Raw genomic sequence first — 18,572 nt, forward strand, 5'->3', positions numbered from 1 at the left:
TTCAATTCCCTCCTCTTTCCACCGGCAGTACAATCCGCGTGGGGCAGTTCTCCCCAGTCAATATCGTCTGCCGCGCTTTTTGGGTATGCTCCTGTTCCGACCAAATCCCAGGAAAATTGCTGTGCACCGCATACTGGGGAAAATCCGAAGAGGAGATATCCAGACGCAGGCGGGAACCCTTTTTCACCCGATAGGCCACATCCCACATGGGGATGCAGAGCTTTCTCACCTCTCCGGGGTGGTAGGGAGCTTCATAAGCAAGCGTCGCAATGGACCCCCGGATATTATAGGATTTTCCCTCCGGCGTAACCTCCATCAGCTTGGCCGTAAAGGCGGTGTCCTCTGCCTCGCTCTTCACATAGAGCTCCGCCGTCACCTGTCCCAGCACTGTGAGATCCTCCGGCAGCGGATCGGAGAGGAAGCTGAGCACGTCCTCCCGGTATCCCGGCTCCGGCTGCAGCAGGCTGCCCACCTCCTGAAAGGTGGAAAAGAGGGATTCCGCTCCATGGGAAGGCACGGGGTTTTCCGGATCATACACATAAGAATGAGAGCCCTCCCTGCCGGGCTCCTGGATCAGAGAAAACCCTTCCGTATCCAGATAAAAACTTTCAGTTTCCTGTCCCTTCGGGAGATCCTTCCAGCTGCGCCAGCGGTCCTCTCCGATCACATACCACTCCACACTGCGCTCCGGCAGTCTTTCCTGCCTCAGCGTCTCCTCGAACCAAGCGAGCATTTGAATCACCTCGTTGTTTTCCAGATGATTCTGTTCCTTCCCTTCCGCACAGGGACCAAAGCCATGGTTCCAGCAACCGACCAGTAATTTACTGTGAGCCGCCGCTTTGGGAGACAGATTTTGGAAGGACTGCATCGCGCTGCCCAGATGATGGTCATACCACCCTTCCACAATGCATACGGGAATCTGCAGCTTCCGGGGAGCGTCGGCCATGAATTTCCAGAATCCTTCGTTCCAATAGGGATCCTGACGGTGGGTATTGGTCACCCAATCCCGGTACCAGGGCAGCCTTCCGCCCCAAAGGGCTTCATCCACCTCTTTGTGGGGGCGGAAACGGCAGGATTCCAAATAGTCAGCCTCAATTTTCCTCCCGGCATTTCCCATGGCCCAGGCCGTAAGGATGTCGTGCCGGAAAAGGCCGTTCTGGTAGGCAGAGGTAAACCGTTCCGTCCCGTAATGAGACAGCAGCATGGACTTTACCTTGTCCGGAAGTACCCCTGTAATGGCCCAGCCGGTGGAGGCCAGATAGGAGCAGCCCCAGTAACCGATGGATTTTACCCAGGGAAGCTCAGCCGCCCAGCGGATGAAATCCGCCCCATCCTCAGGCTCGCGGACATTGGGCTCCCATTCCCCTTCCGAGCCGCCTGTTCCCCGGCAGAACTGGCAGAGGTAGGCGTAGCCCCGTTTTGCCAGCTCCTCCCCGTGAACGCGGTAATCCGGCTCTGCGCCGGGATAGCAGCTGCGCTGTACAATGGTGGGAAATGGCCCGGCGCCTGCCGGCCGGTACCAGAACACCCTCAGCCGTACTCCGTCTCTGCAAGCTGTCTTCTCCTCCCCCTGTTCAGTCTTGTCAAAACAAACCGGCACTCCGGAATGCTCATAACTATTTCTGATTTTCTGTACTCTTTCCGCCAACGGCTGCTCCTCCTTTTGCTCCTGTCAAAACTTGACTGCCGGAGGGCGCATGCCCCCGGCAGTCTTTTTCTTTCAAAGAGAAAATCACATTTCCTTCATAGCTTTGGCTATTTCGATGCAGAGATCCTCCGCCTGAGGGACAAAACCCAGCTTATCGATGAACGCATGGGCTACGCCACAGTAGCGAATTGTCTTCACCGGCACGCCGTCCTCTGCCAGAACCTTGCCATAATGTTCCGTCTGCAGCCGCAGGCCGTCAAATTCGGCGGAAACACACAGTGCCCTCGCCACGCCTTTATGGCTCAACGCCAGAAGGGGACTGACATAGGGATGGTAGGCCGCCTCCCGGTTTGTCAGATACATGCCCTCCATTTGTACACGGTTGTCGTCCTCAGATGCCGGCCTGCCGATGCTGATCAGCTGATCGACAATATCTTTCTGTTCCTCACACATCTCATATTCGTTGATATCAAACCGGTATCCAGGGTTCCCGGTATACAGGAAGGTGACGCAGGGATAGATCAACACCTGAAGCGCCACCATGTGGGTGCCCAGATCCCGGTCCTTCAGGGCGATGGCAGCCGTCAGATTGCCGCCAGCGCTGTCGCCGCCCACAGCGATCTTATTCCTGTCGATCCCGTACTCCTCTGCATGCTCGTAAATATGCTGCACTGCGCCAAAGCAGTCATCAAAGCCATTGGGAAACTTTTTCTCAGGCGCCAGGGAATAATCCACATTAAAGACCACGGCGTCCGCCAGTTCCGCCAGTAGACGGCAAGGGTTTTCCACCGTGTAGGGAGTTCCGCCCACCCAGCCGCCGCCGTGCAGGAACACAAAGCAGGGCTTGCCGGGCTTCCGTTGGGATTTCCGGGTATAATAGCGCCAAAGTCCCACTTCGTTGCCGCCCACCTGAATAGTTTCAAACCGGGTATGTATCTCTTCCATACACAGATTGTGATTTGGGAAGCCCATATTATCCCGCATCATCTGCAGGTTTTCCGCCGGCGTCATGGCAGCTTTTTTCTCTTTTTCCTCGTCCGTTTCTTCCCTTGCCACCCAATGGCTTTTCATAATTTCCAGCTCATGAGGGTCAAGACAGCCCGGCCTGGATTCTTTAGGGCTCTTTTTCACCAGCACTTTTGCGCCGTGTACGTCGATAACTTCTTCCTGTGCCTGCAGGAATTCCACTTCGCTTAACTCATATTCTCTCATGGTGTTACTCCTTCCTTTTCCGCTGTTTTTACTTTGTATAGACGAACGAGGCGCCGCCGTACTGGGCGCGTTCCAGGACGCCGGCTCCGCCGAACATTCCGCCCGATACAGGCGGGAAACCGTAGCCAGCCAGGTCCGGCATAATCTTTGCCGTGCCGGCAAGGATCTGTTCGGAAAGCGTGATGTAATCGTCCAGGTAGCTCTTGCAGAGCTGCGGCCCGTTATGGGCGGGGTAGATGGTATCGAATTCGTCCTCATAAAGCTTGAGCTTCTTCATGTTGGCAAGATGGCTGGAAATCACCTCCCGGATGGGCAGCTGATTGTCCCGCACAAACAGCAGAACCTGTCCGGCTTCCATCTCATCGCCGGTATAGAGCGCCCGGGCATTCCGGTCCAGCAGGGCGATACTGCTCTCGTGGTGGGCGGGAATTTCAAAGACCTCAATTTGGCGGTCGCCCAAATCAAAAACATGGCCTTCACGCACGGTGTGTATGGCATAATCCGGATGGGGCTTCTGTTCAAAGGCCGCCTGCATTGCAGGATCGAAGGCCTGCTTCGCCACTTTTTCCGCTCCCGGACCGGCCCAGACCTCCTCCCACCAGGCATTGCCTCCGGTGTGGTCAAAGTGACCGTGAGAGTTTACCACCATCACAGGCTTATCCGTAATCTCCTCCACAAACTCCCTTAGATTTCCTTCGCCATAAGCGGTATCAAACAGGAGAGCCCTTTCGCTGCCTACCAGCAGATAGCAATAGACGTTTCCGTAGCTGATGGTCCAGTCGCCGGGAGACCTCATCCACTTCCCGTAAATCAGGCCGCGCTCATTGATGTTTGCATTGCGGTAATCCATTGTTTTCATTTCCTCCCTTAGGCCTTTCAGGCTTTTTCATTTCTGTTCGTTTTCAACTATACCAAAAATTCCACAAAAAGAACAGTCAAAAAACAGACTTTAATTACTAAAAAACAGTATTCCAATTTGACAGGTATGCCAACACCGCGTTATAATAAGTAGTAATTTTGGTAGAAATCTCCCGATAAAGTCCGAAAGGTGGCATGTTATGAACGTTCTGCTGGTCGATGATGAAATGGATGTCCTCGAGGGTATTACAGACGCTCTCGATTTTGATTCGCTTGGTATAGAATCCGTCTATCTGGCGCAAAGCGCCGCTCATGCCAGAGAAATTTTGTTGAGCCGTAATGTGGACATCATGGTGACAGATATTGAAATGCCCGGAGAAAGCGGATTGGACCTTCTGCAGTGGGTTCGCGACAGTGGACTGGACACCGTTACCCTGTTCTGCACCAGCTACGCCAATTTTAACTATGCCCAAAAGGCTTTGGAGATGCACAGTTTCGATTATTTTTTGAAGCCCATCGCCTATTCCGCTCTGCAGGAACGCCTGGCTGCAGCAGTAAAAGAGGCGGAGCGGATTCACAGCCTCAAATCACACAGCCGTTATTGGCAGAATGGCCTGCCGGATAACAAAAAGCTTTTTTGGGCCTCCCTGATCACCGGGGAAGTACGGTCAGAAAAGGATATACTAAGGGAGGAAGAAAAGCGGGGACTATCCTATTCGAGTGAGGACCGCTTTCTGCTCTGCCTGTTCGTTCCCCTTCACGAGGAGGAAGACACCGCTGCTTGGAAACGCTATGCTTCAAAAAACATCCGGGAAGAGATCTTTGCTTCCGGCAACCTGTTGCCGGAAGCATCGGTTCCCGTAGAAGGGAACCGATGGTGTCTGATTTTCCAGCAGCATCTTGATTTTTCTGAAGAAGTATTCCGTTCCCTATTTATGGAATTCAGCTCTCAGGTGACGAAATGCCTTTCCTCCTGGATCAACTGCTACTACCAGGCAGACTGCCCGCTCACCGAAATCAGAGGTTCTTTTTTGGATGTGGAAGATATTTCCAGTGACGACGTGACCAGTTTCAATAAAATTTATACCCTGAAAGACTACCAAAAAAAGGATATCCCTTATTTTCTGCCTCAAATCAGGGAGTGGGAACTGCTCCTGCTCTCAGGAAAAGCGGATGATCTGGTGGCAGAAACCCACGCGCATCTGGATCGGCAGGCTGCCCGCGGAGAACTAAACATGCCTTATATCAAAGCCATGCGCATTGATATGATGCAGATGATACATACGGTTTTAAAGCAAAGGCAAATCAGCGCCTACGACCTTTTCTCCGACGAAAGGTTCGACCGGCTGCGGGAACGCTCGCTGCTCTCCCTGCTGGATATGAAACGGTATCTGGAGTACATCGTGCGCACCGCCTCAGATTACATGAACTTTACCTCGGAATCACAATCTGTGGTGGGAAGGGTCAAGGAGTATATCAACAGCCATTTAAGCGAGGAGATTACCCGCAACAGCATGGCAAAAATTGTCTACCTGAATTCCGACTACCTGGCTCGCCTGTTTAAAAAGGAAACAGGGCAGTCTCTGGGCGCTTATCTTCAGGACCGCCGCATCCATGAAGCCAAAAAATTGCTGGTACAGACCAACATTCAGGTAAACGAAATCGCCCAGCGGGTGGGGTATGACAATTTTTCCTATTTCTCACATACCTTCCGTGAAAAGACCGGCGTAACGCCCAATGAGTACCGCAAAAACAAGAATTGTCTTTAATTGGACGGCAACAAAATAGGAAGGAGCAGTAGCGATAAACGCTGCTGCTCCTTCCTATTTTTAATCCAGTACCAGAGTAAATTCACAGTCCCAGCAGGTTTTGTTCCAACTTCAGATCTGACGTTTTCCCGCTACGCCGTAGGCATCCGTACGGGGAAGCCAATCCAGGAATTTCTCCACTTCCAGATCCCAGAAACGCCACTCATGGCCGTAATCCGGGTGCTCATCCCAAGTCACGTCGGCGCCCAGGGAGAGCAGCTTGTCTCGGAATTCCCGATTTGCTTCAAACAGAAAATCCTTTGCGCCGCAGGCCAGATAGGCCTTGGGGAACTTCTTCCCGTCCTGAACAATCTGATCAGCCAGGGTTGCAGGGTCGTACTGAGGCTCCGGCGCCGTCTCCTGCGCCGCATTGGTATCTCCTCCAGCCAACTGGGCGGGATTCAGCTTAACCGCCGCTGAAAAAGCACCGAACGCGGCAAAGCGCTCCGGGAAGTTCAGGGCATGTACCAGCGTGCCGAACCCACCCATGGAAAGGCCTGCAATGTAGGTGTCCTCCGGCTTCCGGGAGATGGGGAACATACCGCAGACGAAATCCGGCAGCTCTTTGGAGACAAAGGTGAAGAAATCATCCCCGCCCACCTTGACGTAGCTTTTGTTTTCCGCCGAAAGGTTTACAATGGCGATCTGGCGTTCTTCTGCGTACATTTCCACATTGGTGTAACCCGTCCAGGTGGCATGGTTGTTGCCCATTCCGTGAAGCAGGTAAACCACCGGATATTTTTCCGCCGGCGTATGACTGCAGGCGCCCTCTTTTGTCATCCCCATAGATTCCGGGATGGTCGGACTGGGAATCACAACCGTGATGTCCACCGTGCGCTTCAGCGTATAAGAGATAAAATTGCAGGTAAACTTTGCCATTTTAATACAACTCCTTTTCTCCGCCTTTCTCAAGAAAGGCAAGGCTATTATTTTTTATTACGCAGGGCGGCCAGGCGTTCTCGCACCTGTTTTCGCCCAACACAATCCGGAAGCCTCTTCCAGAACGCGTGATCCGGGCTGAACTCCTTCGCCCAACGCAGCGACGGCAGGTCGCAATCCACGCGACATGGGTGCAGCGCCACGCTGCCGCCGCTTAGCCCTTGACTGCGCCCAGCATGATACCGCTGGCAAAATATTTCTGCAGGAAAGGATAGACCAGAAGAATGGGCAGAATCGCCACAAAGGCTATGGCCATTCGTATGGATACCTGCGGTATCTGCATCAACGCGCCTGAATCTGCCGTGGAATGGGCGGCCAGAGCCTGAATGTCCTGTATCATCCGGTTCAAAAGCGCCTGAATGCTCAGCATATCCGACTGGTTGACGTAGTAGAGGCCGTTGGTCCAGTCGTTCCAGTAGGACAGGCCCGCGAACAGGCCGATGGTCACTAGGATGGGCTTGCCCAAGGGCAGTACAATCTTCCAGTAAATCGTCGGATAGCCTGCGCCGTCTATCTTTGCCGCTTCATATATGTCGTTGGGAATGCTGGTGCTGAAGAACGTACGCACCAGGATGATGTTGAACGCGCCCAGCAGGAAGTTGGGCAGGATGTAGGCCCAGATGGTATTTTTGATGTGAAAGGTGGTAGTCCACATGATGTAAGAGGGTACCAGACCACCGGAGAACAGCATGGTGAAGAACACGTAGAAGCTCAGGATGCTCCTGCCTGGCAGATCCCGCAGCGACAGCGGAAACGCCATCAGCGAGGCCAAAATCAGGCTTCCAGCCGTACCTACAACCGTCACAATAATCGTGATTCCATAGGCGCGGAAAATTGTGGCCGAATTCTGCATAATGTATTGATAAGCACCCAGGCTGAACTTTGCCGGGAAAAAGGAATAGCCGTTGACCACCAATGTATTTTCATCCGTGATGGACGACATAAACAGCAGCACCAGCGGCAACACCATAAGAAGCGCCACCAGGACGAGGATGATGTTGATGACGATCTGATAGGCTTTCCTGCCTTTTGACATAATCATAACCCTTGTACCTCCTCCTATTAGAATATGGCGTTTTCCGCACTGACCTTTTTGACTACCAGGTTCGAAATCATCACCAGCGTGAAGCCCACAACAGATTGGAACACGCCTGCCGCAGAGGAGCGGCCGATCCCGCCCGAGGTCATCAGGGCACGGTAAACATAGGTGTCGATGGTATTGGTCACCGCGTACAGGGAACCTGAGTTCTGCGGCACCTGGTAGAACAGGCCAAAATCGGAATAGAAGATTTTTCCGATCTGCATCAGCAGCAGGGTAATGATGGAAGGAATCAGACAGGGCAGCGTGATACTGGTAATCTGCTGCCATTTATTGGCTCCGTCCAGCTCTGCCGCCTCGTAGTAGCTTTGGTCGATACCCGCGATACCCGCGATATAGATCAGCGTTCCGTAGCCCACGCCCTTCCAGCAATTGGTGATAATCAGGATTACCGGCCAGTAGGTAGTGTCGTTGTACCACTGCATAGGCGCCTGACCCAGGGCTGGCAGGATGCTCTTGTTGAACATGCCGTTTTCATGGCTCAACAGGGCGAATACAATGTAGCTCACCACCACGATAGAAATCAGGAAAGGCAGCAGGATGGAGCTCTGATACAGCTTCTTCATCCGTTTGCTCACCACGTCTGAGATAAAGATGGCCAGCATAATGCCCACTATGGTGTTCACAGCAATAAAGGCAATATTGTACAGCAATGTGTTGCGGATGATGACAGCCGCATCCTTGGTGCTGAAAAGGTATTCAAAGTTTTTCAGTCCATTCCAGGGGCTCCCAAACATGCCGTCGTTAACATTGTACTTTTTGAACGCTACCACGATGCCTGCCATGGGGATGTAGTTATTGATGAACAGATATACCACGCCCGGAATCATCATGATATACAGCGGGATATATTGCCTGAACCGCGCCGCGGTCATTTTCTTTGTCTTCATAACTTATGAATTCTCTTCCTTTCTCCAGACGCAGCGTCCATTCTCCGCCGTTCGCCGGGAATCTTGGCCGATCCCCAGCCGCCCCGGCTGCGCCGCAAGGCAGGCCCCACGTCTCTCAATCTGTTCCGGTCCGAAACAACACGCTTTTCTTCCCCGGCTCCCTTTGGCCGGAAAGGCAAGCTCCCCCTTCCATCAAGTTTGTGGTTGGCTGCCCGGCAGGCAGCCCTTTCGTAATTCCGTAAACCTATCATATCGAATTGGCAAAAAAATGTATATAATAAAACCGGATACCAAATATCAAATTTTGGATATTTAATAGACACTGTCTTTCCTGGCGCCGGACTCCCTGCACTGCCGGAAAGCCGTGCTGTGAACAGAGAAGCCGCTGCCACAAAAGCAGCAGCGGCCCTTTTCTATTTCTCTGTTTTTGGGAACCGGGAACTCAGCCCTGTTCTGCCAGCCATGCGTCCAGCTGCTTTTGCTTTTCATCAATCACAGTCTGCAGGCCCGCAGCATACAGCGCATCGTTAAACTCCTTCAGCTTGCTTTCGATCTCCACAGCGCCGAAAGCCAGGTCCTTCTTGTACTGCTCCTCTACGGAGTTGAGCTGCGCCTCTTCCGTGGCTACCGGCCGGGAGTCAAAGGTGAAGCCATAGGCCTTGGAAACCATCAGGCTGGAATTGTATTCCGCATACTGATCCCAAATGTCCGCAGGGTTTCCTGTCCAGGGATGGCCCGCAAACTGGTTGGGATACACAAAACCGAAGTCGTTGTGGTACCCTACGCTCTGAGCGTCTACGCCTTCCGGATAAGCCGCCATGCCGTCGTCGGTGAGAACCCAGTCTTCGCCCTCAATACCCCAGTTGATCAGGTCGTTGAAATCGCCGCTGACATAGCTCCAGTTCATAAACTGGGCAGCCTTCTTGGGATCCTTGGAGGCGTTGGCAATGCACAGCAGGTCGGCGTTCACAGCATTGGTGTTCTTCATGATATCGCTGAGATAGACAACCTCTACCTCGTAGCCTGTCTGCGCCAGCTTTTCCACGTTGGTGTTGGGCTTAACATTGGTGATATAGGAGAAGGTGTTTCCGGCCTTCATCTTGATTTCACCGGAATCCTGGTTCACTGCGATGTCCTGGGAGGAATAGCCCTTGGTAAACCAGTCTCTGCCGATCTCGCAGAATTTCTTGTACTGATCGGATTCGTACCAGTTGGTTACTGTAGTGGTTTGGCCGTAATTTTCCAATACGCCGAAGTTGCTGCCCATATTATCGAAATAGGAGCCGGTCTGCAGGCCCATAATGGAGGTGCCATCCAGCATAGTCATGTCGGGATAAGCTTCCTTCACCTTGGCAAACAATTCGGTGATCTGATCAAAGGTGGAATAATCATCCACTGTTACGCTGAAGTCCTCCGCCTTGTAGCCCAGCTCTTCAAAAATGTCCTTGCGGACCACCAGGCCTGCGGGATAAGCGCGTTCCTTCATGTTGGAGAAGCCCACCAGGAAATCGCCGATGTATCCGGCAAAGGCGTCATCGCCCAAGACCTTCACCGCATCCTGCATATAATCGAGATAATCCGCACAGTTAATCAAATACTGAGAATCAATATAAGTAGAAAACTGGTTGGACATGGCAGGGAAGATATCCAAAGGCTCATTGGCTGCCAGCATCATGGAAATCTGCGTATTGTAGGTGCCGAAGGTCATGGGAATGAGCTTCACAGTCATGTTGATCTCTTTTTTTGCAAGGTCGCTCACCGCCTGAGCAACTTTGCTCTGGTTTGCCCCCTCCTGGGCTACCAGGTACAGGTAATTGATCTCATAGGGAGCTTCGTCAAAATTGATGTCTGTGGACGCAGCCGAACTGTCCTCGCCCGCAGAAGATGTGGACGCCTTGGACTCCTTAGACGCCGCCGAACTCGTCTTGGAGCCGCTGTCCCCTCCGCCGCAGCCGGCAAAGGTCGCCGCGACAATCGCAAGTGCGAGAAGGGTGCTCAGGATTTTTTTCGCCATCATACATACCTCCATAAAATTGGTGGGCCGCCCGCCGGCAGCCGCTTCGAAATCAGCAAGCCCATCATACCCAATTGGAGAAAAAAAGTATATAATAAAACGGGATATCAAATATCAAATTTGGGATATTTTGATAGTCAGTTTAAAAAACCATCCTTGCTTTTTTCTTTAAAATTCGGTATGATGAACAAAATGCATCTCCTGTAGGATGCGATTCCTGCGCTTTTCGATCAGAAAGGGTGGCTGTCTATGGAAGAAAAAAAGACCATTGTGCCCCGCAGGCGAATGTCCCCGTTTCTGCGAAAAATCCTGCTCCTGCTGGTACTGCTGCTCATCCCTATTTTCCTGGCCGGCGCCGGTTTTCTGGTCTATTCTATCATCAATGCCAGAGAGAGCGGGCGGGAACGGATTGACACAGCCGTCTCTACACAGCTGGAAGACCTGGACAGTTCTCTTTCCATGGTAAACCTTTATCTCACGGAAACCCTTATGAACAATTCTCTGACCAAAAAAATAAATACAGAGGAGGATACTCACGACAGGCTGGTTGCGGCCCGAAGCCTGTGGGAGGAATTCGACCGGCAGAACAGCCTGTGGGCTGGAAATTTCAATCTTTTTTACTACTGCCCCTCCCGGAGCCTGTCTGTCTCCCGTTTTGATTCCGGCAGCAATTATTCCGACAACGACGCCATCCGCACCATGATTAAGGAATCCGCCGGAAAAGCTCTGTTTGGGGAAAGCCATCTGCTCTGGAAGCCCCTAGCAGTGAACGGAAGCGCCTACTTGCTGCAGATATATACCTACCAGGGAAACTATGTGGCCTGCTGGCTCTCCTGCAGCGACGCCTTTTCCGTCCTGCAGGGCGCTGTCCTGAGCCCCAACGGTCTTTATGTTGTGCTGGACAGCAGCTATGAACCTGTTCTGGGAAAAGGCACGCTTGTAGATCGTGGTATTGAACTGGACGGCGGCACCGCCACCTGTTCCCGCTGGGGGGAGTTCTGCGAGGTTTACGAAATGCACCGGGCGGACATCCGCCTGCTGGTCAATGACGACCCTTATATAGACCAGGAAAACCTGCTTTTTTTGATCACCTTCTTCTGCGTGACGCTCCTCATCATCCTCGCCTTTTCCCTGTATACCCTCACCTATTTCCATCGGTACATCGAAACCCCATTCCAGGAGTTCCAGCAGCATGTAAACGATTATGCCTCCGTGCGCAGGCATGTAAAAAAACGGGGCTTTGCTGAATTGGATGAAGCTGTGGAGGCCTTTGACTCCCTGCAAATGCAGCTTCAGGAACTGAAAATAGACGTCTATGAGGAAAAATTGGCCCTGGCAAGAACAGAACTGGAATATTTTCAGCTGCAAATCAAACCTCACTTTTTCGTCAACTGCTTCAGTATCATCTTTGGGATGGCTCAGAAAAAAGATTTCTCCCGCATCCAGGAGTTCTGTCTGAAGCTTTCCAATTACGTGCGCTTCCTGTTCCGGGACGGGTTTACAATGGTCACTCTGCGGGAAGAACTTTCCGTGATCCGGGAATATCTGGACATCCAGAATATCCGCCACCGGACGGAAAACCAGATGCAGGATTCCATCGAAGAAGCCCTTCTCTCTCGGGAAATCCCGCCGTTGCTGCTGCTCACCTTCGTGGAAAACGCGGTGAAGCATGCGGAATTGAACGCCTGGAACCTCACGGTATGCATCCTTGTTTCCCGGCTGGAGGAACAGCAAAAGCTCCGATTCATCGTGAAAAACAATGGTTCCAAATTCCCGGATGAGTATCTGGAACTATTGAATGATCCCGCTTATTATCTGGACGGCGGAAGCCACGGCGGCAGGGGCGTGGGGATCCGGAATATCCATAAACGCCTTTCCCTGATCTACGGAAACCGGTTTTCCCTGCATTTTTACAATTCCGACAAAGGGGCTTGCGTGGAAATCCTCCTGCCCGATGAGGAGATAAGACCAGCTGCTGAGATGAATTTTTCAGCGGATTCAAATAAATTGGCAGATAAATAAGATTTTCCTAAAAATCAAAAGAAAGTGATAGCTGCCTTTTTCTGTTTCCGCTATACTGGCAGCAGCAATTATAAAAGGGTGTGAAGCGTCATGAACGCAAAGCTTTGGCTTGAACAACTGAAAGAATCGCCTCAAAAGAAAGCCCTTCCTGTACTGTCCTTCCCCTCTATCAGCCTGATGGGAGTTACTGTGCGGGATCTGGTGAACAGCAGCGAACTGCAAGCGAAGGGCATGAAGCTCATTGCTGACCGGTTAGACTCCGCCGCCGCCGTGAGCATGATGGACCTGTCTGTGGAAGCGGAAGCCTTTGGCTCAGAAATCCGTTTTGCCGATGATGAAGTTCCCACTGTAATCGGTTCCATCCTTATCTCCCAAGAGGACGCCGACGCCCTCTCCATTCCCCCCGTGGGCGCAGGACGTACGGGTCAGTATATCGAAGCCATCCGCCAGGCCTGCGGGCTGATTCAGGACAGACCTGTTTTTGCAGGGGTGATAGGCCCTTACTCTCTTGCCGGACGGCTGATGGATGTGACCGAAATTATGGTCAATTGCTATGCCGACCCGGATTTTGTCCACGCAGCGATGAAAAAGGTTACCGCTTTCCTCATCAACTACCTTCTTGCCTATCGGGATACCGGCGCCGCCGGCGTTGTACTGGCGGAACCACTGACCGGTCTGCTCTCCCCCGATCTGGCCGAGGAATTTTCCGAACCTTATGTAAAAGAGATCGTTGATGCCGTGCAGACCGACGAATTCCTGGTCATCTATCACAATTGCGGCAATAACACCATCCAGATGATCGACTCCATCCTCCGCACAGGGGCTGCGGCTTATCATTTCGGCAACGCCATTTCCATGAAAGAAATGCTTCCCCACATACCTGACGATGTGGTGGTGATGGGCAACGTGGATCCCGCCGGACAGTTTAAAAACGGCACGCCGGAATCCATCCGGGAGGAAACCCTGCGTATCATGTCCGAGTGCTGCCCCGGCCATTCCAATTTTGTCATTTCCTCCGGCTGTGATATCCCACCCGCCAGCAGCTGGGAAAACATTGACGCATTTTTCCGGGCTGTAGAGGAATATTACCAAAAATAATTCCAGATATAAAAAGGACAGTGGTATTTGTAATTTCCGCTGTCCTTTTTTACGGTCTATTTCTTCCATACCGCAGTTCCGCATTTTCTCAGAAAACACGCACATCCGCTCGCGCCGGGTATGAAAAAAGCGAGCGGAGGAAGGAAAACATCTCCCCGCCGTCTCAAAACAGAACTATATTTTAATCCTGTTATCCTCCGGAAGACAATCCGTTTTCCATCTGCAGCTGCAAGCAAAGCCCTCTTCCTTCTGCCGGTCTTACTCCTGTTCTCTCAGCAGCTGCCGGATCATTTCTTCTTTTGCCACCGCTGCGGCCCCCAAAACTCCAGGATCCATGCAGGACCGTCTGCGCAGGCGCGCACCGCTCACAGAGAGGCGGTTCAATTTTTCTTCCATGGAATGAAACAGCCCATCTCCCAAGAGGTCGAACAATTCTCCGCCCAGGGAAATATTGTCGCAGTCATAACACATCATCATGTTGTTGATGCAGAGTGCGCCGGAGACGGCGACATATTCAATGATAGCCTCCCGGCTTTCCTCTGGAATACTCCCATCCTGGGCAAATCCGAATTTTTCCCGCAGCGCGTTTAGATTGATCCTGCTCTCCAGCCATCCGGCATGATGCGCGTCAGCCACATAGTCGTCCAGAAAAGCCATATAACCCACTTCGCCGCACATGTAATTCTTCCCTCTTCGCAGTTTTCCATTGAGGATGACGCCGCTGCCGATGCCTGTGCCGAAGGAGAGATAGATCAAATCGTTCTCCTCAGTCAGCCCCAGGGACAGGAATTCTCCCATCACCTCCATGTTCAGATCGTTATCCACATACACCGGCTTTCCATAGTAGCTTTCCACCTTCCGGATCACATCCGAAATGCCGGTTTCCTGCGTAAGACCAATCAGAGGCGCCATGATCACTTTTTCCCGTTTCACATCGTATGTCCCGGGAATTCCCAGGCCAATGCCCAGCACATTGGAAAGCTGGATATCGCTTCCCACGAGCAGTTCATTGATTACCTGGAAGAGGGTCTCCCCCATCACCTGGTCAAAATCTGCCTGAACTCTTACCTTTTTAAGCGTCAGCACCTCGTTTTTCAGGTTGCTGATCCCCACCTTGAGATAATCTCCCTCATGTATCACACCGATGGAATAATACCGGTTTTTGTTGAGGCGCAGCATCTGAGGCTTCCTTCCCAGAGGAGATTCCCCCTCTCCTACCTCCAGAACCAGCTCCCTCTCAGCCAAAAACTGCACAATCTTCATCACCGTGGGAGGGCTGATTCCGGTGATGTGGGCAAGTTCTGATTTGGAAGTCTCCTCCATCCCGCAGAGCAGTTTGTATACGTTCCTGCGGTTCATATCCTTCAGATGAGATGAAACATGGGATTTCACGGAATCCCCTCCAATCGTTAATCCTCTTAAAATATATTATAAGGTGTTTTAACACACTGTCAAGTGCTTCAAAAATGACAGCTATTACTGTAAACACTGCAGATTCCCTTGACTTTTTTTTAAGAATATTCTATTCTTTAATTAGCTTTATTAATAAATTAAAAATTCTCCTCAATCTTTAGAATTGGCGGTGTGCCTTGTGCAATTTAAAGTATTCCCTGACGATACTCTCCTGTCCTCAGCAGTAGCGGATGCCATCTGCGGGCAGCTGAGGCAGAATCCCCGCAGCCTGCTCTGCCTTGCGGCGGGCCATTCCTCCCTGGGCGTCTTCCAAGAGCTGGTCCGCCGTTACCGGCAAAACGAGGTGGATTTTTCTCAGGCCGGCTTCCTCGCTATGGATGAATGGTTGGGAATGAACAGGAGCACCCCGGGAAGCTGCAGTGATTTTCTGATTCAAAATTTTCTGTCACAGGTGAATTTCCCGCCTGAAAGGGTCCGCTTGATAGATGGAAAGGCGTCCGACCTACAGGCCGAATGCAAAGCGGTCCGCTGCAGCATAGCAGAGGCTGGAGGCCTGGATTTTATCCTGCTGGGGATGGGTATGAACGGCCATCTGGCGCTCAATGAGCCGGGTGTGGATTTCACCCTTTCCGTGCATCTTACACAGCTTGACGGCACTACAAAGAAGGTGGGGCAGAAATATTTTGACAGCGCCCCAGAACTCACAGGCGGCCTTACCATTGGCTTCGCTGATATCGCCGCAGCCAAAAACATTCTGCTGGTGGTAAACGGGGAACGAAAAAGCCAAATTCTCCAAAAGGTTATGGAGAGCCCTGTAACAAACCTGCTGCCTGCTACCGGACTGAAAGACCTCCCCAATGCCGCTCTTTGGTGTGACCGTGCCGCCGCGTCCCTTTGCCCGGCAGGATAAGAAAGGGAAAAGGCTGCCCATCTGTGGGCAGCCTTTTTGTTGTTCAGAGGGTTTGGCATTGGGGAACCTTTCTCCCTAACTATTCCTATTCTGAAGGAGGATACCGCGAAACTGTTTTTCGGCCCTCGCGGAGGACACATGAAAAAACAGCGTATCGGAAAGGGGAAATTCTTCTGGTCTGTACCGGTCCCCCTTTCCGATTCAGATCACACACATTTTCTGATATACTGCCTGTTTCTCTCAAATAGCTCCTCTACGATCTTTACCGCCGCATCTGTACTCTGAATGACGGGATCGCACAACAGAGCCTGAAGAGCCAATTCCTTGGAACCCTGGGCCGCTGCCCGGATCGAAAGCCTCTGGGCGGAGACCTGCTGGTTCATCAATCCAATCACACCATCCGGCATACTGCGCACCACCCTTTTATGGACGCCGTCGCCATCTACAGTGATGGGCAGTTCCACCGCTACATCGTCCGGCAGCTGGGAAAGCGCGCCATCGTTATAGACAATGGCAGAGGGAATGTTTTTTCTGTCGTTGAAAAAGATTCCCGTCACCACTTCAATTGCCTGTTCCCCCGAAGGCACCAGCCATTCATCGATCTCTTTTTCTCCGGAAACCAGCGCGGCAATTTCTCTTTTCATACGTACACGGTCCTGTGCATCCCAATCAAAATCATAGCCATGCTCTCCAGCCTCATACCCATAAGCCTGGTATTCTCCCAGATGATCGTCAGAGCACGTGGGATAAAGTCCGAAAAAGCGGAACAGCTTTCTGGAGTAGGGCATGAAGGAGGGGTCAAAGGCTTTTTCCTTCTCCCGGAATTCCGGATACAGGTCCTCTCCGGTTTCCTTATCACGAATGGACAGAATCCACTGGAAGTGGTTCATACCCGCTCCAAAGACGTCGATAGATTCCGGCTCTCTTCCCAGAATCTTCTCAATGTCGTGCTGCGCCATAAAAATGCCGTGGCACAGACCGATACATTTGATGCTGGAATACATGTTGACGCCCAGAATGATGCGGGTTTCCGGATTGGAAAAATTCAGGAACCATGCGTTAGGGCACAATTCTTCCATATCACGGACAATATCCATAATGACGGGAAAAGTGCGCATGGTAAAAAACAAGGCGCCGGGACCGCCATTTTCTCCCAGGCAATGGCGCACACCATATTTTTTCGGCACATTGAAATCCTGCTTCCACAGCTCGCAGCGCTCAATCGCCAGACTGTTGATGACAAAGTCGGCGCCTGGCAGTACTTCCCTGCGGTCCCCAGTCTTTTCGATGGTCAGCCCCCAGCCGGTGTGCTCGTTCAGCTTGACCGCCAGGCCATACATTCTTTCCAGGTTCTCCGGATCAATATCCACCAAGGAAAGAGTGGCTCCCTTCATCTTCGGGGACGTAAAAATGTCCCGGAACGTCGGTGTGCCAAACGACATGCTGCCTGCTCCGATAAAGACAATTTTAGGCGTTCTCATACATCAATTCATCCTTTCTTCTGTTCCGGGCGATAAAACTCCCCCGGTATGATTTCTGTACCATAGGCTTCCATCCAGCCGATCAATTCTTCACGGTCCGGACTTTTTCCCTGTGAAACATAGTACCCCGAAACCGCATTGGCTGTAAAAAGCGCTTGTCCCGGCGTAAGGCCCAGCAGCAGCGCCAAAACAAACCCCGCATTGAAATTGTCACCGCCCCCAGTAGACAGTCTGGGCTTCTCAATCCGCTTGTTTGCACAGCGGAAGCATCCTTCCGCACCAGCACAGCAAGCCCCGTCCAGATGGTGGATTACTACCAGGCTGCAGGAAAGCGCTTCTCTCAACCGCAGGGCCATAGCCTCACTATCTGACACTGGCAGCCCAATGCTTCGGGTCAAAACTTCTGCCTCGTTTTGATTCAGGCTGAGTACGGGTTGTATAAACGCGGCGAATTCAGAAATCAGCCCGGCTGCCTCCCGCACCTCTTCCACCGGGCGCTGAGAACAATCTGAGAGGTCCAGAAAGAGCAACTTTCTTCGGGATATTCCCGGCAGGATCTCCCGCAGAAAGCCCTTCCAGATGGAACTGCTTCCCTGCAGCTCACTCCAGTTCAGGAAGGCAATCACAGAGGATTGCTCCGCCATCTCACGTAGCCGCCCGGCAGAAAGCCGCGCCGTAAGACGTTCATAATCCAGAGATCCTATCCCCTCATTCCTGGCCAGCATCACCTTGCCGTCGTCGAATTCCAGCGCTTGACACAGACCAGGGTTGCTGACGCCGGTCAGCACACAGTTCGGATGCATCTGTTGAAACAGGGGAAGGATTTCCGGGCTTCCCAACGCCCCGATACAGTTGACGGAAGCACCCAATCCTGCTATGGCTTGGGAGAAGATCGGCATATTCCCGCCAAGCTTTATTGTCTGCAGCTGCAGTTCCAAAGAACAGCTCTTTTTTGCCTTTTCCGCTATGTAACCACCGAACTCTGCCATAGTCTCAAAAAAGGACGTCCCCGCTTCCCCTGTCTGTCTGCACACCCGGAAAATACTGTCGACATACCCGTCGAATCCCACCATCACGGCGGGAACAGCTGCCGTAGAACGCAGCCTTTTCAATATTTCATCCAAACCCGGTTCCCCCTTTCTGTGAAAGAATGTCGAAGACGATTTCAATTTAATTAATC

At 52.0% G+C, this 18,572-nt stretch carries 14 protein-coding genes; 4 read left to right on the plus strand and 10 right to left on the minus strand.

Annotated elements, in window-relative coordinates; all coding sequences use genetic code 11:
- Nucleotide 1: 1 nt before the first annotated feature.
- The 3 genes from BN3911_RS07905 to BN3911_RS07915 all read right to left on the minus strand — a co-directional run bounded on the left by BN3911_RS07905 (nucleotide 2) and on the right by BN3911_RS07915 (nucleotide 3,719).
- The gene (locus tag BN3911_RS07905) at nucleotides 2-1,648 is read right to left on the minus strand and encodes a CocE/NonD family hydrolase (RefSeq protein WP_066863710.1); all 1,647 of its coding nucleotides are present in this window, start codon (nucleotides 1,646-1,648) and stop codon (nucleotides 2-4) included.
- 84 nt (nucleotides 1,649-1,732) lie between these two features.
- Nucleotides 1,733-2,860, minus strand: a complete 1,128-nt coding sequence (locus BN3911_RS07910) for an alpha/beta hydrolase (protein ID WP_066863713.1) — start codon at nucleotides 2,858-2,860, stop codon at nucleotides 1,733-1,735.
- Between the two features lie 28 nt (nucleotides 2,861-2,888).
- Nucleotides 2,889-3,719, minus strand: coding sequence for an MBL fold metallo-hydrolase (locus BN3911_RS07915; protein WP_066863716.1), 831 nt, complete (start codon nucleotides 3,717-3,719; stop codon nucleotides 2,889-2,891).
- Between the two features lie 199 nt (nucleotides 3,720-3,918).
- Here BN3911_RS07915 and BN3911_RS07920 point away from each other — a divergent pair, with 199 nt between their 5' ends.
- The gene (locus BN3911_RS07920) at nucleotides 3,919-5,487 is read left to right on the plus strand and encodes a response regulator transcription factor (protein ID WP_066863719.1); all 1,569 of its coding nucleotides are present in this window, start codon (nucleotides 3,919-3,921) and stop codon (nucleotides 5,485-5,487) included.
- Between the two features lie 111 nt (nucleotides 5,488-5,598).
- Here the strand turns inward: BN3911_RS07920 and BN3911_RS07925 are convergent, their stop codons facing one another.
- The 4 genes from BN3911_RS07925 to BN3911_RS07945 form a co-directional block, all read right to left on the minus strand.
- Entirely contained in the window at nucleotides 5,599-6,405 is an 807-nt protein-coding gene (locus BN3911_RS07925; RefSeq protein ID WP_066863722.1) for an alpha/beta hydrolase, read from the minus strand.
- Between the two features lie 214 nt (nucleotides 6,406-6,619).
- Entirely contained in the window at nucleotides 6,620-7,507 is an 888-nt protein-coding gene (locus BN3911_RS07930; RefSeq protein WP_066863725.1) for a carbohydrate ABC transporter permease, read from the minus strand.
- 20 nt (nucleotides 7,508-7,527) lie between these two features.
- Nucleotides 7,528-8,454, minus strand: coding sequence for an ABC transporter permease (locus tag BN3911_RS07935; protein ID WP_066863728.1), 927 nt, complete (start codon nucleotides 8,452-8,454; stop codon nucleotides 7,528-7,530).
- A 442-nt stretch (nucleotides 8,455-8,896) separates the two neighbouring features.
- A complete protein-coding gene (locus BN3911_RS07945; protein ID WP_187127708.1) occupies nucleotides 8,897-10,471 on the minus strand; it encodes an ABC transporter substrate-binding protein in 1,575 nt (524 codons plus the stop codon).
- A gap of 246 nt (nucleotides 10,472-10,717) precedes the next feature.
- On the opposite strand from BN3911_RS07945, the gene BN3911_RS07950 reads away from it, so the two are divergent.
- Nucleotides 10,718-12,490, plus strand: coding sequence for a sensor histidine kinase (locus BN3911_RS07950; protein WP_066863735.1), 1,773 nt, complete (start codon nucleotides 10,718-10,720; stop codon nucleotides 12,488-12,490).
- A 90-nt stretch (nucleotides 12,491-12,580) separates the two neighbouring features.
- The gene (locus BN3911_RS07955; RefSeq protein ID WP_066863737.1) at nucleotides 12,581-13,588 is read left to right on the plus strand and encodes a uroporphyrinogen decarboxylase family protein; all 1,008 of its coding nucleotides are present in this window, start codon (nucleotides 12,581-12,583) and stop codon (nucleotides 13,586-13,588) included.
- 258 nt (nucleotides 13,589-13,846) lie between these two features.
- Here BN3911_RS07955 and BN3911_RS07960 read toward each other — a convergent pair whose 3' ends face one another.
- Entirely contained in the window at nucleotides 13,847-14,980 is a 1,134-nt protein-coding gene (locus BN3911_RS07960; RefSeq protein WP_147578550.1) for an ROK family transcriptional regulator, read from the minus strand.
- A 199-nt stretch (nucleotides 14,981-15,179) separates the two neighbouring features.
- On the opposite strand from BN3911_RS07960, the gene BN3911_RS07965 reads away from it, so the two are divergent.
- Nucleotides 15,180-15,911: a 6-phosphogluconolactonase gene (locus BN3911_RS07965; RefSeq protein WP_066864337.1), complete on the plus strand. Its 732-nt coding sequence runs from the start codon at nucleotides 15,180-15,182 to the stop codon at nucleotides 15,909-15,911.
- 206 nt (nucleotides 15,912-16,117) lie between these two features.
- Here the strand turns inward: BN3911_RS07965 and BN3911_RS07970 are convergent, their stop codons facing one another.
- Both BN3911_RS07970 and BN3911_RS07975 read right to left on the minus strand, forming a co-directional pair.
- The gene (locus BN3911_RS07970) at nucleotides 16,118-17,392 is read right to left on the minus strand and encodes a family 4 glycosyl hydrolase (RefSeq protein WP_066863740.1); all 1,275 of its coding nucleotides are present in this window, start codon (nucleotides 17,390-17,392) and stop codon (nucleotides 16,118-16,120) included.
- Nucleotides 17,393-17,400: 8 nt separating this feature from the next.
- Entirely contained in the window at nucleotides 17,401-18,516 is a 1,116-nt protein-coding gene (locus BN3911_RS07975) for a PfkB family carbohydrate kinase (protein WP_066863742.1), read from the minus strand.
- Nucleotides 18,517-18,572: the final 56 nt, after the last annotated feature.

Origin of the sequence: Neglectibacter timonensis (assembly GCF_900048895.1) — a bacterium.
GTDB lineage: Bacteria > Bacillota > Clostridia > Oscillospirales > Acutalibacteraceae > Acutalibacter > Acutalibacter timonensis.

Coding starts and splice junctions, on each gene's coding strand:
- BN3911_RS07910 (WP_066863713.1), bottom strand. CDS start 2,860: ATGAGAGAATATGAGTTAAGCGAAGTGGAATTCCTGCAGGCACAGGAA.
- BN3911_RS07915 (WP_066863716.1), bottom strand. CDS start 3,719: ATGAAAACAATGGATTACCGCAATGCAAACATCAATGAGCGCGGCCTG.
- BN3911_RS07920 (WP_066863719.1), top strand. CDS start 3,919: ATGAACGTTCTGCTGGTCGATGATGAAATGGATGTCCTCGAGGGTATT.
- BN3911_RS07925 (WP_066863722.1), bottom strand. CDS start 6,405: ATGGCAAAGTTTACCTGCAATTTTATCTCTTATACGCTGAAGCGCACG.
- BN3911_RS07930 (WP_066863725.1), bottom strand. CDS start 7,507: ATGATTATGTCAAAAGGCAGGAAAGCCTATCAGATCGTCATCAACATC.
- BN3911_RS07935 (WP_066863728.1), bottom strand. CDS start 8,454: ATGAAGACAAAGAAAATGACCGCGGCGCGGTTCAGGCAATATATCCCG.
- BN3911_RS07945 (WP_187127708.1), bottom strand. CDS start 10,471: ATGATGGCGAAAAAAATCCTGAGCACCCTTCTCGCACTTGCGATTGTC.
- BN3911_RS07950 (WP_066863735.1), top strand. CDS start 10,718: ATGGAAGAAAAAAAGACCATTGTGCCCCGCAGGCGAATGTCCCCGTTT.
- BN3911_RS07955 (WP_066863737.1), top strand. CDS start 12,581: ATGAACGCAAAGCTTTGGCTTGAACAACTGAAAGAATCGCCTCAAAAG.
- BN3911_RS07970 (WP_066863740.1), bottom strand. CDS start 17,392: ATGAGAACGCCTAAAATTGTCTTTATCGGAGCAGGCAGCATGTCGTTT.